13 protein-coding genes are annotated in these 14,964 nt (G+C 71.9%); 11 read left to right on the forward strand and 2 right to left on the reverse strand.

All coding sequences use genetic code 11. From position 1 onward, the window contains the following. Positions 1 to 19: 19 nt before the first annotated feature. Positions 20 to 892 carry a LysR substrate-binding domain-containing protein gene (locus Asera_RS15780; RefSeq protein WP_030448730.1) on the reverse strand — a complete coding sequence of 291 codons (873 nt, stop codon included), beginning with the start codon at positions 890 to 892 and terminating at the stop codon, positions 20 to 22. A gap of 165 nt (positions 893 to 1,057) precedes the next feature. Between Asera_RS15780 and Asera_RS15785 the strand changes: the two genes are divergently transcribed. From Asera_RS15785 to Asera_RS15830, 10 genes are all read left to right on the forward strand, one after another. Beyond that, a complete protein-coding gene (locus Asera_RS15785; RefSeq protein WP_084132493.1) occupies positions 1,058 to 1,885 on the forward strand; it encodes an alkaline phosphatase family protein in 828 nt (275 codons plus the stop codon). Further along, entirely contained in the window at positions 1,882 to 2,721 is an 840-nt protein-coding gene (locus Asera_RS15790) for an EamA family transporter (protein WP_030448732.1), read from the forward strand. Before Asera_RS15785 ends, Asera_RS15790 begins: the two co-directional genes overlap by 4 nt. Positions 2,722 to 2,833: 112 nt before the next feature. Beyond that, positions 2,834 to 3,790, forward strand: a complete 957-nt coding sequence (locus tag Asera_RS15795) for a formylglycine-generating enzyme family protein (RefSeq protein WP_030448733.1) — start codon at positions 2,834 to 2,836, stop codon at positions 3,788 to 3,790. 121 nt (positions 3,791 to 3,911) lie between these two features. Continuing rightward, the gene (locus Asera_RS15800) at positions 3,912 to 4,940 is read left to right on the forward strand and encodes a LacI family DNA-binding transcriptional regulator (protein WP_030448734.1); all 1,029 of its coding nucleotides are present in this window, start codon (positions 3,912 to 3,914) and stop codon (positions 4,938 to 4,940) included. Between the two features lie 249 nt (positions 4,941 to 5,189). Next, positions 5,190 to 6,362 (forward strand): ABC transporter substrate-binding protein, encoded by a 1,173-nt coding sequence (locus tag Asera_RS15805; protein WP_212804604.1) that lies wholly within the window; start codon positions 5,190 to 5,192, stop codon positions 6,360 to 6,362. Further along, positions 6,353 to 6,508, forward strand: a complete 156-nt coding sequence (locus tag Asera_RS15810) for a hypothetical protein (RefSeq protein ID WP_212804607.1) — start codon at positions 6,353 to 6,355, stop codon at positions 6,506 to 6,508. Before Asera_RS15805 ends, Asera_RS15810 begins: the two co-directional genes overlap by 10 nt. A gap of 25 nt (positions 6,509 to 6,533) precedes the next feature. After that, complete coding sequence (locus Asera_RS15815; RefSeq protein WP_030448736.1) at positions 6,534 to 7,511, forward strand: carbohydrate ABC transporter permease; 978 nt, start codon at positions 6,534 to 6,536, stop codon at positions 7,509 to 7,511. Then, entirely contained in the window at positions 7,504 to 8,343 is an 840-nt protein-coding gene (locus Asera_RS15820; protein ID WP_030448737.1) for a carbohydrate ABC transporter permease, read from the forward strand. The genes Asera_RS15815 and Asera_RS15820 overlap by 8 nt, the downstream gene beginning before the upstream one ends. 28 nt (positions 8,344 to 8,371) lie before the next feature. Then, positions 8,372 to 10,321: a glycoside hydrolase 5 family protein gene (locus Asera_RS15825; protein WP_030448738.1), complete on the forward strand. Its 1,950-nt coding sequence runs from the start codon at positions 8,372 to 8,374 to the stop codon at positions 10,319 to 10,321. Beyond that, positions 10,305 to 11,699 (forward strand): GH1 family beta-glucosidase, encoded by a 1,395-nt coding sequence (locus Asera_RS15830; protein WP_030448739.1) that lies wholly within the window; start codon positions 10,305 to 10,307, stop codon positions 11,697 to 11,699. Before Asera_RS15825 ends, Asera_RS15830 begins: the two co-directional genes overlap by 17 nt. Before the next feature lie 19 nt (positions 11,700 to 11,718). On the opposite strand, the gene Asera_RS15835 is transcribed toward Asera_RS15830, so the two are convergent. Continuing rightward, complete coding sequence (locus Asera_RS15835; RefSeq protein ID WP_051802795.1) at positions 11,719 to 13,143, reverse strand: ROK family transcriptional regulator; 1,425 nt, start codon at positions 13,141 to 13,143, stop codon at positions 11,719 to 11,721. Positions 13,144 to 13,332: 189 nt separating this feature from the next. Here Asera_RS15835 and Asera_RS15840 point away from each other — a divergent pair, with 189 nt between their 5' ends. Then, a complete protein-coding gene (locus tag Asera_RS15840) occupies positions 13,333 to 14,961 on the forward strand; it encodes a beta-N-acetylhexosaminidase (protein ID WP_030448741.1) in 1,629 nt (542 codons plus the stop codon). Positions 14,962 to 14,964 lie beyond the last annotated feature (3 nt).

A 14,964-nucleotide genomic window follows, 5' to 3' on the forward strand; every position in this document is an offset into this window, starting at 1 on the left:
TGCCGGCACCCGCGGGCCGTCAGCGCAGCGTGTCGGCGAGTTCGAAGACGGCCCGGACCAGCCGGGACCGGCTCGCGTCGCGCCGGCAGGCGAGGTACTGGGTCAGGTCGAGGTCGAGACCGGGCAGCGCCAGCACGGCGAGGCGCGGATCGGGTGGCAGTTCGGCGTCCGAGACCACCCCGACGCCGAGGCCGACGGCGACCGCGGAGTGCACCGCCTCCCGGCTGTCGACCTCGATCAGCTCCGGCCACTCGGCGAGCGACCGGCCGGCGGCGGCAAGGGCCCGTTCGAACACCCGGCGGGTGGTCGAGCCGCTTTCCCGGATGACCAGCTGGGTACCGGCCAGCTCGTCCAGCGTCACCTCGGTGCGCGCGCCGAGCGGGTGCCGGCGCGCGACGAACGCGACGACCCGGTCCCGCCGTACCGGCACGGCATGCAGCCGCGGATCGTGCCCGCCGGCGGCAGTGAGCGCCACGTCGACCCGGTCGGCCACCAGCTCGGCGAGCACCTGCTCGGAGTTGCCGGTCGACAGCGCGACCCGCACCCCCGGGTACCGGTCGCGCAGCGCGGCGAGCAGCGGCATCACGTGCATCGGCGCGTCGGCGCCCAGGCGCAGCCGGCCGGTACGCAGCCGGGCGCCGTCGTCGAGGATCTGGTCGGCCTCGTCGGCGGTGGCGAACAGCCGGCCGGTGCACTCGTGCAGCACGGCGCCGAGTTCGGTCAGCGTGACGCGGCGGCCGGTGCGATGGAACAGCACCACACCGTAGCTGCGCTCCAACGCCCTGACCTGCTCGGACAGCGTGGGCTGGCTGATGTGCAGGCGTTGCGCGGCGCGGCCGAAGCTGCCCTCGGTCGCCACCGCGTGGAACGACCGCAGGTGGAGGAGATTCATAGATCAGACCGATCTCGACCATAGGAAGTTTCGACTGGACCGATCGTAGCGGCTCTCCCAGAATGGCGTTGGCTGCCTGCGAGCCGGGCGCCGGCGGTCCGTTCAACTCACGTAGCTCAGCCGTGCCGGACGCATGCGCGAGACGTGTTACCCCGGAGGAGACCGATGTCGCCCGTGCTCGTCCTCGGTATCGACGGTGTCCGGCACGACGCGCTGTGCGCGGCGTCGACCCCGGAACTGGATCGGCTCGCCACGGCCGGCTTCCGGGTCCCGGTACCGGTCGCCGCCGACTCGCCGACGATCTCCGGCCCGTGCTGGACCACGATCGCCACCGGGCTGCCCGCACCGGTACACGGGGTGCGGGACAACGCGACGCCGGGGAATCCGGTACGGCCGGACTTCCTCAGCCGGATCCGCGCCGCACGACCCGGCACGACCACGTTCGCGGCCGCCGGCTGGGCGCCGCTGGTCCGGCCGGTCGGCTGCGGGCCGATCTTCGCCGGGCACGGCTTCCGGCCGCTGGCACCGGACGAGCGGTACGACGTGGCCGCCGCGAACCGGGCCGACGAGGCGATCGTCGCCGCCACCGTCGACGTGCTGTCCGCCGGCACCGAAGCCGGCACCCCGGCGGCGGCGTTCGTGCACCTGGGTACGCCGGATCTGGTGGCGCACCGGGACGGGGTGGCCATCGGGTACCGGCAGGCGATCGAGACCGCCGACCGGCGGGCCGGCCGGATCCTCGCCGCGGTGCGTGCCCGGGCCGCGGCCACCGGCGAGGACTGGACGGTCCTGGTCGCCACCGACCACGGGCATCGCGACGGCGGCGGCCACGGTGGCGACTCGGTGGCCGAGCGCGCCGCCTGGCTGATCGCCGCCGGCCCGGGCGTACCGCGCCGGCCGCCGAGCATGCCGACCCAGGCGGACATCTACCCTCTCGTACTGTCCGCCGCCGGAGTACGGCCGGCCGATGCCGGCGGCGAGGCGGACGGGTGAGCGTGCTGGTGTTCGCCGTGGTGCTCGCCTCCGCGGTGCTGCACGCGAGCTGGAACGCGGTGGCGAAGGCGATCCCGGACCGGTTGGTGGCGTCCGCGCTGATCGGCCTCGGCTACCTGGTCGGCGGGGTGGCCGGGATCGTGGCGTTCGGGCTGCCCGCGGCCCGGTCGCTGCCGTACGCGGTGGGCTCGGCGCTGCTGCAGGCCGGGTACCTGCTGCTGCTGACCGCGGCGTACCGGCACGGCGAGTTCGCCCGGGTGTACCCGCTGGCCAGGGGCATGTCGCCGCTGCTGGTCACCGTGGTCACGGTGACCGTGCTGGGTGCCCACCTGTCGCCGGGCGAGCTGGCCGGGATCGCGCTGATCGTCGGCGCGCTGGGAGCGCTGGTGCTGGTCGGCGGCCGGCCGCGGCGCGGCGACGGGCTCGGGTTGGCCGCCGCCACCGGCGTGGTGATCGCCTCGTACACGCTGGTCGACGGGATCGGCGTGCGCGGGTCCGGCGACGCGCTCGGGTACGCGTCGCTGCTGTTCGCGCTGCAGGGTCCGGTGCTGCCGGTGGTGTGCCGGCTGCTGTCTGGGCCCGGCTTCACCGCCCGGCTGGTGCCGCGCGCCCCGCTCGGGCTGCTCGGCGGGCTGCTGTCGCTGCTGTCCTACGGCGCGGTGGTGTGGGCGCAGAGCCTCGGCAGCCTGGCGTTGGTGTCGGCGTTGCGGGAGACCTCGGTGCTGTTCGCGGGCCTGATCGGTGCGCTGTTCTTCGCCGAACGGTTCAGCCGGCTGCGGATGCTGGTCACCGGCGTCGCGGTCGGCGGCATCGTCCTGCTGCAGCTGGCCCGTTGACCGGTGCCGCGGTGGCGCTCCGGTGGCTGGCACGCGGTGCCATGGTGGCTGCGGAGGCGGGCGAGCGGGTGCCGCGGTGCCGCGGTGCGTGGCGGGGGCGACAATGGCGGCGATGAGCACCGACGAGACACCCCACTGCTGCGCTCCGACCAGGCCGGACGCGCCCCCCGAGCAGGCACCGCGGCCGGTCGCCGCCGCGAGCGGGCGACCGCGCTTCGGCGGGCTGGTCGCGCTGCCGGGCGGGACGTTCCGGATGGGTACCGACGATCCGGACGGGTTCCCGGCCGACGGTGAGGGCCCGGTCCGCGAGGTGACCGTGGCGCCGTTCCGCATCTCGGCGACGACGGTGACCAACGCCCAGTTCGCCGCGTTCGTGCGGGAGACCGGCTTCCGCACCGACGCCGAGCGGTACGGCTGGTCGTTCGTGTTCCACCTGCTGGTGCCGCCCGCACTGCGTCGCTCCGGTACCCCGGTGGCCGGGCCGGCGCCGTGGTGGCTGGGCATCGCCGGGGCGAGCTGGCAGGCGCCGGAGGGGCCGGGCTCGGACGTGTCCCGGCGCTCCAACCACCCGGTCGTGCACGTCTCGTACGACGACGCGGTGGCGTACTGCGGCTGGGCCGGGGTGCGGCTGCCGACCGAGGCGGAGTGGGAGTACGCGGCGCGCGGCGGCCTGGAGGCGGCCCGGTTCCCGTGGGGCGAGGAGCTGACGCCCCGCGGCCAGCACCGGTGCAACGTCTGGCAGGGCACGTTCCCGACGCGCAACACCGAGGAGGACGGCTACCTCGGTACCGCGCCGGTGAAGTCCTTTCGCCCCAACGCGTTCGGGCTCTACAACGTGTCCGGCAACGTGTGGGAGTGGTGCGCGGACTGGTTCACGGTGGACCGGGCGCAGCTGCCCGACCACGACCCGATCGGCCCGGCCGAGGGCACCACTCGGGTGATCAAGGGCGGTTCGTACCTGTGCCACGATTCCTACTGCAACCGGTACCGGGTGGGCGCGCGCAGCAACAACACGCCGGACTCCTCGACCGGGAACATGGGTTTCCGGGTGGCCGCGGACCCTGCCTGAACCGACCGGGCGCCGGCCGGAGGTGCGGCCCGCCACACCGCAGAAGCGGCGCGCGGCATTATTCCGCGGCCCTATACTTGACCGGTTCAGTTGAACGGTCAAAAAAGGGAAGGCGGCGCGGATGAAGCGGCCGACGATTCTGGACATCGCCCGCGCTGCCGGGGTGTCCAAGGGTGCCGTGTCGTACGCATTGAACGGCCGACCCGGCGTGTCCGCGGCGACCCGGGCGAAGATCCTGGGGATCGCCGAGGAGATGGGCTGGGTGCCGTCCAGTGCCGCCCGGGCGCTGTCCTCCGACCGGGCGGACGCGGTCGGCCTGGTCGCCGCCCGCACCCCCGAACTGCTCGCCACCGAGCCGTACTTCATGCGGGTGGTGGCCGGCATCGAGGAGACGCTCGCCGGTCGCGGTACCGCGCTGCTGCTGACCACGGTGCGCGACGAGGCGACCGAACTGGACACCTATCGCCGCTGGTGGGTGGGCCGGCGGGTGGACGGCGTGCTGCTGCTCGACATGCGTACCGACGATCCACGGCCGGCGCTGCTGCGCGAGCTCGGTGCGCCGGGCGTGGTGATGGGCGCGCAGCGCGGGTACGAGAACCTCGCGTCCACGAGGGTGGACGACCACGACGCGATGCTGCGCGCGGTCGGCCACCTCAGCGGGCTCGGCCACCGGCGGATCGCCCGGGTCTCCGGCCCGCAGCGGCTGGAGCACGCGGCGCGGCGCAGCCGGTACTTCGACGAGGCCTGCCGGTCGCTGCTGGGCGCCGAGCAGGTGCAGGTGGAGGCGGACTACACCGCGCACGGCGGCCTGGTGGCCACCCGCGGGCTGCTGGCCCAGCCGGACCCGCCGACCGCGATCATCTTCGACAACGACGTGATGGCGGTGGCCGCGGTCAGCGAGCTGACCAGTGCCGGTGTCCGGATTCCGGCCGATCTTGCGGTGCTGGCCTGGGACGACTCGCCGCTGTGCGAGCTGGTCCGGCCGGCGGTCACCGCGTTCGAGCACGACGTCTCCGCGGAGGCGGGCGCCGCGGCCCGGCTGCTGCTGGCCCGGCTGGCGACCGGTACCGCCGAGGACGTCTGGCTCGGCCCGCGGCAGCTGCGGGTGCGTGACTCCACCGCGCCGGTCGGCGTGAGCAGGTCCGCCTAGGCTCGGTTCGAAGTGCGCGTGGGCGGGATCTGGTGGCGGCTCCGCGGGCCGTGGGGGACCTCACGGCAGACCCTGGGTACCACTCCTGTCACCACCCGGTCACCGCGACGTATCGTCCAGGTGAACCGGTTCAGAAATCGGCTCGAGTGGGTTAACATCAGCGACACCTGAACCGGTTCATGTCGTATGCCGGACGGACCGGCGAGCGGCACGGACGCCGCGTGGCAGCGCGGTGCGAAGGAGTCGATCGTGCGTAAACGGATTCTTGGGGTGGTGGCCCTGTCGGCGGCGCTCGTCGCCGGGGCCGGCGGGCTGACGGCCTGCGGCTCGTCCGACAGCGGCTCGGACTCGAAGACCATCACCTACTGGGCAAGCAACCAGGGTTCCAGCATCCAGAACGACAAGGATGTGCTGGGCCCGGAGTTGAAGAAGTTCACCAAGCAGACCGGCATCAAGGTCAAGCTGCAGGTCATCGGCTGGAACGACCTGCTCAACAAGATCACCACCGCGACGACCTCCGGCCAGGGGCCGGACGTGGTCAACATCGGCAACACCTGGTCGGCCTCCCTGCAGGCGACCGGGGCGTTCGTCGACTTCGACAAGTCGCACATGGACAAGATCGGCGGCCAGGACAAGTTCCTCGCCACCAGCATGAGCTCGACCGGTGCGGCCGGCAAGACGCCCACCTCGGTCCCGCTGTACGGGCTGAGCTACGGGTTGTTCTACAACAAGAAGATGTTCGCCGACGCGGGCATCAAGAATCCGCCGGCCAGCTGGCAGGAGCTCGTCAGCGACGCGAAGAAGCTGACCAAGCCGGGCGGCAAGCAGTACGGAATCACCCTGGCCGGCGCGAGCTACACGGAGAACGCGCACTTCGCGTTCATCTTCGGCCAGCAGCAGGGCGGCACGTTCTTCGACAAGTCGGACAAGCCGACCTTCAACACGCCGCAGAACGTCAAGGCGGTCCAGCAGTACATCGACCTGATCAGCAAGGACAAGGTCGCCACGCCGGCGTCGGCCGAGCACACCACGACCATGGACGCGGTGAGTGACTTCACCGGTGGCAAGGCGGCCATGCTGCTCGGCCAGAACAACACCGGTACCACCATCCAGGCCAACGGCATGAAGACGTCGGACTACGCGGTCGCGCCGATCCCGGTGCTGACCCCGCTGCCGGCCGGCGGCAAGAAGATCAACTCGCACGTGGCCGGTATCAACATCGCCGCGTTCAAGGGCGGCAACGAGACCGGCGCGATGAAGTTCATCAAGTTCATGACCAGCGCCAAGGAGCAGGTGATCCTGGACAAGGCGTACCAGGCCCTGCCGGTCACCGCCGAGGCGGCCAAGGATCCGGCCTTCCAGACCCCGAGAACAAGATGTTCGTCGACGTACTGGCGAACACCGCGGCGCCGATGCCGATGATCACCGACGAGTCGCAGTTCGAGACCACCGTCGGCAACGCCATGAAGGACCTGATCGCGAAGGCGGCCACCGGCAAGACGGTGAGCGCGGCCGACGTGAAGAAGTCCCTCGACGACGCTCAGCAGAAGATGCAGAGCGGCGGCTGACCGGTAAGTAAGGCGGAATCGTCTGATGACGGCAACTGACAATGCCGTCCGGGAAGGGCGACGCGCCGGCAAGGGGTCCGCGAAGACCCCGCGCCGCCGGCGCGTCGCCCAGAACCGGTGGCTGCCGTACGTGCTGCTCGCGCCGGCGATCATCTTCGAACTGCTGGTGCACGTGATCCCGATGTTGACCGGGATCGGTATCAGCTTCCTCAAGCTCAACCAGTTCTTCCTGCGCAACTGGGTGGAGGCGCCGTTCGCGGGGCTGTCCAACTACCGCTATGCGATCGACGTCAACGGCAGCATCGGCAAGGCGCTGCTCTGGTCGTTCGCGGTGACGATCGCGTTCACCGTCCTGGTCGTCGGCATCTCCTGGGTGCTCGGCATGTTCGCCGCGGTGATGCTGCAGCGTTCGTTCCGCGGCCGGGCGCTGCTGCGCACGATCTTCCTGATCCCCTACGCCCTGCCGGTCTACGCGGCCGTGATCGTCTGGAAGTTCATGCTCTCCCGGGACAACGGGATGGTGAACCACCTGCTGGCGCAGCTGCACATCACCGACGGGCACACGTTCTGGCTGATCGGCAACAACGCGTTCGCGTCGATCGTGGTGGTGGCGGTGTGGCGGCTGTGGCCGTTCGCGCTGCTGACCCTGATGGCCGGGATGCAGTCGCTGCCCACCGACGTGTACGAGGCGGCCTCGGTGGACGGCGCCGGCATGTGGCAGCAGTTCCGCAAGCTGACGCTGCCGATGCTGCGCGGCATCAACCAGGTGCTCATCCTGGTGCTGTTCCTGTGGACGTTCAACGACTTCAACGTGCCGTACACACTGTTCTCGGCATCGATCCCGAAGTCGGCGGACCTGATCTCGATCCACGTCTACCAGTCCTCGTTCCAGAACTTCAACTTCGGCCTCGGCTCGGCCATGAGCGTGCTGCTGCTGTTGTTCCTGCTGGTGGTGACCGGGTTGTACCTGCTGTTCACGTCGAGGAGGTCGCGCCGTGCGTGAGTCCACGTCGTTCAAGGTGATCCGGGTGGTCGGGCTGGCGCTGCTGACCCTGTTCACGCTCGCCCCGCTGTACGTGATGATCGTGTCCGGGCTCAAGCCGCTGTCCGACGTGCAGGGCGCGTTCTCCTGGATACCCAGTCACGTCACGCTGCAGCCGTTCGTGGACATCTGGCGCACGATCCCGCTGGCGCGGTACTTCAGCAACAGCGTCATCGTGTCGGTGTCGGCCGCCGCGTTCTCGGTGCTGATCGCGATCTTCGCGTCGTACGCGGTGAGCCGGTGGAACTTCCGCGGCCGGCGGCTGTTCCAGATCACCGTGCTGAGCACGCAGATGTTCCCGGGCATCCTGTTCCTGCTGCCGCTGTACCTGATCTTCGTCAACATCGGTCAGGCCACCGGCTTCGCGCTGCAGGGCTCCCGGATCGGGCTGATCATCACCTACCTGACGTTCTCGCTGCCGTTCTCGATCTGGATGCTCGTCGGGTACTTCGACACCATCCCGCACGGCCTGGACGAGGCCGCGAAGGTCGACGGCGCCGGCCCGATGCGCACCCTGTGGTCGGTGGTGATCCCGGCGGCCAAGCCGGGCATCGTCGCGGTGGGCATCTACTCGTTCATGACCGCCTGGGGCGAGACGCTGTTCGCCTCGGTGATGACGAACGACTCGTCCAAGACGCTCGCCATCGGGCTGCGCGAGTACTCCACCCAGATCTCGGTCTACTGGAACCAGGTGATGGCCGCGTCGCTGGTGGTCAGCGTCCCGGTGGTCGTCGGGTTCCTGCTGCTCCAGCGGTATCTCGTCCAGGGACTGACGGCCGGCGCGGTCAAGTAACTCAGCACAACTGTGGAAGAGGGAAAACATGCGGCGTAACTCCGCGAAGGTCATGGTCGGGGATCGGCCGGTGGCCTGGCTCGGCGCCAACTTCTGGTCGCGTACGGGCGGACCGCTGATGTGGCGCAGCTACGACCCGGCGGTGGTACGGGCCGAGCTGCGGGTCCTGGCGGAGCACGGGTTGCGGCAGACCCGGTCGTTCTTCTACTGGCCGGACTTCCATCCCGAGCCGTCCACTGTGGACGAGGAGAAGGTGGCGCACTACCGGGACTTCCTGGACGCGCATGCCGAGCTCGGGATGAGCTCGATCCCGACGTTCATCGTCGGCCACATGTCCGGGGAGAACTGGGACCCGGCCTGGCGCGGCGGGATCGAACGAGACCTCTACGCCGACGTCTGGCTGGTCAGCCGGCAGGCCTGGTTCGTCGAGCAGATGGTGCGCCGGCTGCACGACCACCCGGCCGTCGCCGGCTGGCTGATCAGCAACGAGATGCCGATCTACGGCCGGCGCCGGGGCCAGCCGACCGCGCCGCAGTCGGACGTGACGAGCTGGGCGACGCTGATGGTGCAGGCGGTCCGGGCCGGCGGCGGGCACCAGCCGGTGTCGCTCGGCGACGGCGCCTGGGGCATCGAGGTCACCGGCGAGGACAACGGGTTCTCCGTCCGCGAGACCGGCGAGCTGGTCGACTTCGTCGGCCCGCACGTGTACAAGATGGAGTCCGACCAGGTGCGGCAGCACCTCAACGCCGCGTTCCTGTGCGAGCTCGCGGCGGTGGCGAACAAGCCGGTGGTGCTGGAGGAGTTCGGACTGTCCACCGACTTCGTCTCCGAACCCAACCAGGGCCACTACTACCGGCAGAGCCTGCACAACTCGCTGCTGGCCGGGGCGACCGGCTGGATCGCCTGGAACAACACCGACTACGACCACCTGAACACCCAGGATCCGTACCGGCATCACCCGTTCGAGATGCACTTCGGCATCACCACCAACACCGGGGAGCCGAAGGAACCGCTGCGCGAACTGGATGCGTTCGCCAAGGTGCTGGCCGAGGTCGACTTCGTCAACACGCACCGGGTCGACACCGACGCCGCGCTGGTCGTCTCGTCGTACCTGGAGCGCGACTACCCGATCTCGACGGCGCCCGACCGCGCGCTGGTGTTCCACACCCTGCGGCAGGGCTACGTCGCGGCGCGCGAGGCGCACCTGCCGGTGGCGCTCAGCCGCGAGGAGGACGGCCTGGCCACCGACGCGAAGCTGTACCTGCTGCCCTCGACCCGGCAGATCCTCGCCCCGACCTGGCTGCAGCTGCACGAGTTCGCCAACGACGGTGCGGTCGTCTACCTGTCGTACTGCTCGGGCGAGCACGCGTTCCACCGCGGGCCCTGGTTCCAGAAGCTGAACGACATGTTCGGCGTCGAGCACCAGCTGGCCTACGGCCTGAACAACCCGATCGACGACGACGTCGTCGAGTTCACCTTCACCGAGGACTTCGGTGGGATCAAGACGGGGGAGACGCTGCGGTTCGCCGCGGCGGGCAACGAGAACAGCCGGGCGTACCTGCCGGTGCGGGCCAACGGCGCCACGGTCGTGGCGACCGACCAGCACGGCAACCCGGCGCTGCTGCGGTACCGGGTGGGTGCCGGCGAGACGATCCTGTGCACGTACCCGTTGGAACACATGGCATCGAAGCAGGGCCGGGTCAATCCGGAGGACACCCATCGGATCTACGACGCGCTGGCCACGGTGGCCGGCGTTTCTCGTGCGGTGACGGTCGACGATCCGAGCGTGTTCACCGACGTGCTGGAGCACACCGACGGGCGGCGGTTCGTCTGGTTCGTCAGCCAGCACGCGGCCGAGCACAAGGTGACCCCGGTACTGCCCGGTGGCGGCACGCTGCGCCCGATCGGTGGCGGCGAGCCGGTGTCGCAGTTCACCCTGCCGGCGTACGGCGTCGGCGTGTATGCGCTGGAGGTCTGACGTGACCGGGCAACTTCCCCGTCTCCCCAAGGGTTTCCTGTTCGGCGCGGCCACCGCGTCGTACCAGATCGAGGGCGCCGTCGATGCCGACGGCCGCGGACCGTCCATCTGGGACACGTTCGCGCACACCCCGGGCGCCGTCGCCGGTGGCGACACCGGCGACGTGGCCTGCGACCACTACCACCGGTACGCCGAGGACGTCGAGCTGCTCAAGCAGCTCGGCGCCGGCGCGTACCGCTTCTCGATCGCCTGGCCGCGGATCCAGCCGGACGGCAAGGGCGGCGTCAACGCGGCCGGGCTGGACTTCTACCAGCGGTTGGTCGACGAGCTGATCGACGCCGGCATCACCCCGATGGCGACGCTGTACCACTGGGACCTGCCGCAGCCGCTGGAGGACGCCGGCGGTTGGCGGGAGCGCGACACCGCGGAGCGGTTCGCCGACTACGCGGCGATCGTGCACGAGGCGCTGGCCGACCGGGTGCCGTACTGGATCACCCTGAACGAGCCGTTCTGCAGCTCGTTCATCGGGTACGCCGAGGGCCGGCACGCGCCGGGCGCCCGGGAGGGCCACGGCGCGCTCGCCGCCGCACACCACCTGCTCGTCGCCCACGGCCTCGCGGTACGGGCGATGCGCGCGCAGCGCAAGAACGACGAGCGGTTCGGCATCACGCTCAACATGAACCACGTGACGCCGGCGACCGACGCGCCGGCCGACGTAGCCGCCGCCGCCCGGGCCGAGCTGCTGGCCAACCGGGTCTTCTCCGACCCGGTCCTCGCCGGTCGATACCCGGAGGGCGAGGTCGAGCTGTGGGGCGAGATCAGCGACTTCTCCTTCCGCCGCGACGGTGACCTGGCACTCGCGCACGAGCCGATCGACTTCCTCGGCGTGAACAACTACTTCCCGCAGTACGCCAAGGACGCGCCGTCGCAGGAGCCGGACCTGTCCCGCCGGGTGGCCACCGACATCGGGGTGGTCGACGTGCCGCCGGGGAGCCTGCCGCAGACCGCGATGCCGTGGCCGGCCGAGCCGGACGGGCTGCGCCGGCTGCTCGTCTGGCTGCGCGACACGTACCGGGACCTCCCGCCGATCTACATCACCGAGAACGGCGCGGCCTACCCGGACACCGTCGCCGACGGCGCGGTCGACGACCGGGCGCGGATCGGTTACCTGGACGGGCACCTGCGCGCCGTCGGCCAGGCGATCGAGGCGGGCGTGGACGTGCGCGGCTACTTCTGCTGGTCGCTGCTGGACAACTTCGAGTGGGCGTACGGCTATGCCAAGCGGTTCGGCCTGATCTACGTCGACTACCAGACGCAGCAACGCATCCCGAAGGCCAGCTACCACTGGTACCGCCAGCTGATCGAGCAGCACGCCTGACCCCCGGCCGCCCCGTTGATCACGATGGTGCCGCCGGTACGCGCGGCCCGTGGTCAACGGGGTGGGCGGTGGCGAACAGGTCGTCGCGCAGCAGGTCGAGGGCGGTGAGGACGGCGCCGCGGCGCGCCGGATCACCGGTGACGGTGCCGGCCAGTACCTGGGTGGGCAGCGGGATCGCGGCGGCGACCTCGGCGGCGACCGCCTCGGCCAGCGGGGCGCCGCCGGCGTGGCCGATCGGCCCGCCGAGCACGACGGTGCCCGGGTCGAGCACCGCGCACAGTCCGACCACCGCGACCGCCACCAGCTCGGCCAGCTCGGCCAGGAACTCGGGTGTCTCGACCGCGGCGCGCACCGCGTCGATCGGTTCGGCCGGGGGAGCACCCGGCAGGTACCGGGCCGCGACGGCGGCCAGCGCCGGCCCACCGATCAGGCTCTGCAGCCCGTGCGGCGGCCGCTCCGGCCCACCGGTCCGGTTCTGCGGGCCATGGGACCGCCGATCCGGCCCGTCCCGGTCCGGCAGCTCACCCGGCGCCCGACCCGGGCGGTACGGCAGGTAGCCGATCTCGCCGGCGCCGCCGGACGCGCCGCGATGCATCCGCCCGCCCAGCAGCACCGCGACCCCGACCCCCGAGCCGAGCGACAGCAGGCAGAAGGTGTCGGTACCGCGGGCGGCGCCGATCCGGTGCTCGGCGACGCCGGCCAGGTTGACCTCGTTGTCCACCAGCACCGGTACGCCCAGCCGCTCGTGCAGCGCCGAGCGCAGGTCACCGTGCCAGCCGGGCAGCCCGGCCGCGAACGTCACCGCGCCGCTGCCCGGATCGACCAGCCCCGGCGTACCGACCGCGACCGCCCCGAGCGGAGCTCGCCTGCCGAGCGCGCGGTCCTCTCCCGCCGGCGGCAGCCGCGCACCGGTGAGCGCCCGGCCCTCGCCCGTCAGCGGCGCCCGGCCCTCTTCCGCCGGCGCGGGCCTCGCGCCGGCGGGTGCGCGGCCCTCTCCCGCCCGCGTGCCCACGGTCGTGGCGGGGCGCCCGGTTGCCGCGGCCGATGCGGGGCGCTCGGTGGCCGCGAGCGCGGCGAGTACCTGCGACGTCGGGTCGGCGCCCGGGTCGACCGGCACTTCCGCGGTGCCGACGGTACGGCCGGTCGCGTCGGCCCGGGTGACCACGATGCGGTGGGTGTCGACGGCGACGCCGGCCACGTGCGCACGATCCGGCAGTACCCCGTACAGGGCCGCGTTGGGGCCGCGGCGCTCGGCGCCGGACTCGCCGAGCCGGCCGATGAGCCCGCCGGCGGCGAGCCGGTCGATCAGGTCGGCGACGGTGGGCCGGGACAGCCCGGTCAGCGCGCGCAGCTGGGTGCGGGTGAGCGGGCCGCGATCGAGCAGCAGCTGGTAGGCGCTGCGGTCGTTGATCAGCCGCGCGGTGCGCGGTGTCGCCGGTGGCACGGCCCGACCCCCTTTTCAGCAGGAACCCTCCCTGTTAGTTTCTGATCGTACGACGGCGGCGCCCCCGGCACCGCCCCGCCCGTCCGCCCCGGCACCACGGCACCCGCCCGGTTCCGGGCGCACGGATGCCCGGTCACACCGGGAGACCCGCACGACCGACGAGACACTCCCCGCCGCGGAGGAGACCGCATGACCGACCGGTACGAGACCCTGGTTCCCCGAGCGCGCGAGGCCCGACGGCTTCCCGGCACGCTCACCCTGACCGCCGACACCCGGCTGACCGGCCCGGACGAGGCGACCGAACCGGTACGCCGGCTGCTCGCCCCGCTCGGCCTGCCGCTGCGCCCCACCGGCGACGGCACCGAGATCGCCGTCGGGTTCGACGCCACGATCACCGACCCCGAGGGCTACCGGCTGCACGTCGGTACCGCCGGGGTCACCCTCACCGCCGCCGGCGTCGACGGCCTGCGGCACGGCGTACGGACGCTGCGGCAGCTGCTGCCGGACGCGGCCTGGCGTGCCGCCTCGGCCGGTACCGGGTGGACGCTGGACTGCGGCGAGGTCGCGGACGCGCCCGCGCTGCCGTGGCGCGGCGGGATGCTCGACGTGTCCCGGCACTTCCTGCCCAAGCGGGAGGTGCTGCGCTACCTCGACCTGTTCGCCATGCACGGGTTGAACCGGCTGCACCTGCACCTGTCCGACGACCAGGGGTGGCGGGTGCAGTCCGCGCGGTACCCGAAGCTGACCGAACTCGGCGCGCACCGGCCCGGCAGCCAGGTCGGCCGGACCCGGGACGGCAGCCACGACCACGTCCCGCACGGCGGCTACTACACCCTGGACGACCTGGCCGAGATCAACGCGTACGCGACCGGGCTCGGCGTCACCGTGGTGCCCGAGCTCGACCTGCCCGGGCACGCGTCCGCGCTGCTCGCCGCCTATCCCGAGTACGGCATCGGCACGCACCGGGTGCTCACCGGCTGGGGCATCTCGGCCGGCGTGGTCACCCCGCTGCCGCGCACCCTGGCGTTCCTCGGCGAGGTGCTGGACGAGCTGACCGAGGCGCTACCGGTGCCGTACGTGCACCTCGGCGGCGACGAGTGCGTGCTGCGCGACTGGGCCGCGGACGCCGAAGTGATGGGGTACCTCGCCGAGCAGGGGATCACCGAACCGGTCGGCGGGCACGGGTACTTCCTGCGCCGCCTCGGCGAGCACCTGGCCGCCGGCGGCCGCCGGATGGTGGTGTGGGACGAGGGTTTCGTCACCGGCGGGATGCTGCCCGACTCGATCGTCACCGCCTGGCGCGGCTCGTCGGTGGGCCGGCGCGCCGCAGCCGCCGGGTACGACGTGGTGCGCAGCCCCGTCTACCCGACGTATCTGGACTACGACCAGTCCGACGGGCCGGACGAGCCGCTGGCGATCGGCGGGCCGCTCACCCTCGACGACGTCGCCGCCTTCGATCCGGTACCGGCCGACTGGGCCGCGGCCGAGCGCGAGCACGTGCTCGGTGTGCAGTTCCAGGCCTGGTCGGAGTACATCCCGGACGCCCGGCACCTGGACTACCTGGTGTTCCCGCGGGCCTGCGCGCTGGCCGACGTGGCCTGGACCGGCGCACCGGCGACGCGGCTGACCGAGCGGCTCGCCGCGCACCTGCCGCGGCTGGACGCGGCCGGCGTCGAGTACCGGCCGCTGACCGGTCCGCGGCCGTGGCAGGCCGGCGGTGACGGCCCGCGCCGGCGGGTCCCGGGCGCCGAGATGGCGAAGGTCCGCGAGCACCTGGAGCAGGTCTCCACCAGCGGCGACGCCGAGCAGAGCGCCTGATCC

It is taken from the genome of Actinocatenispora sera, from assembly GCF_018324685.1.
Classification (GTDB): domain Bacteria; phylum Actinomycetota; class Actinomycetes; order Mycobacteriales; family Micromonosporaceae; genus Actinocatenispora; species Actinocatenispora sera.

Coding starts and splice junctions, on each gene's coding strand:
- Asera_RS15780 (WP_030448730.1), bottom strand. CDS start 892: ATGAATCTCCTCCACCTGCGGTCGTTCCACGCGGTGGCGACCGAGGGC.
- Asera_RS15785 (WP_084132493.1), top strand. CDS start 1,058: ATGTCGCCCGTGCTCGTCCTCGGTATCGACGGTGTCCGGCACGACGCG.
- Asera_RS15795 (WP_030448733.1), top strand. CDS start 2,834: ATGAGCACCGACGAGACACCCCACTGCTGCGCTCCGACCAGGCCGGAC.
- Asera_RS15800 (WP_030448734.1), top strand. CDS start 3,912: ATGAAGCGGCCGACGATTCTGGACATCGCCCGCGCTGCCGGGGTGTCC.
- Asera_RS15810 (WP_212804607.1), top strand. CDS start 6,353: ATGCCGATGATCACCGACGAGTCGCAGTTCGAGACCACCGTCGGCAAC.
- Asera_RS15815 (WP_030448736.1), top strand. CDS start 6,534: ATGACGGCAACTGACAATGCCGTCCGGGAAGGGCGACGCGCCGGCAAG.
- Asera_RS15825 (WP_030448738.1), top strand. CDS start 8,372: ATGCGGCGTAACTCCGCGAAGGTCATGGTCGGGGATCGGCCGGTGGCC.
- Asera_RS15830 (WP_030448739.1), top strand. CDS start 10,305: ATGCGCTGGAGGTCTGACGTGACCGGGCAACTTCCCCGTCTCCCCAAG.
- Asera_RS15840 (WP_030448741.1), top strand. CDS start 13,333: ATGACCGACCGGTACGAGACCCTGGTTCCCCGAGCGCGCGAGGCCCGA.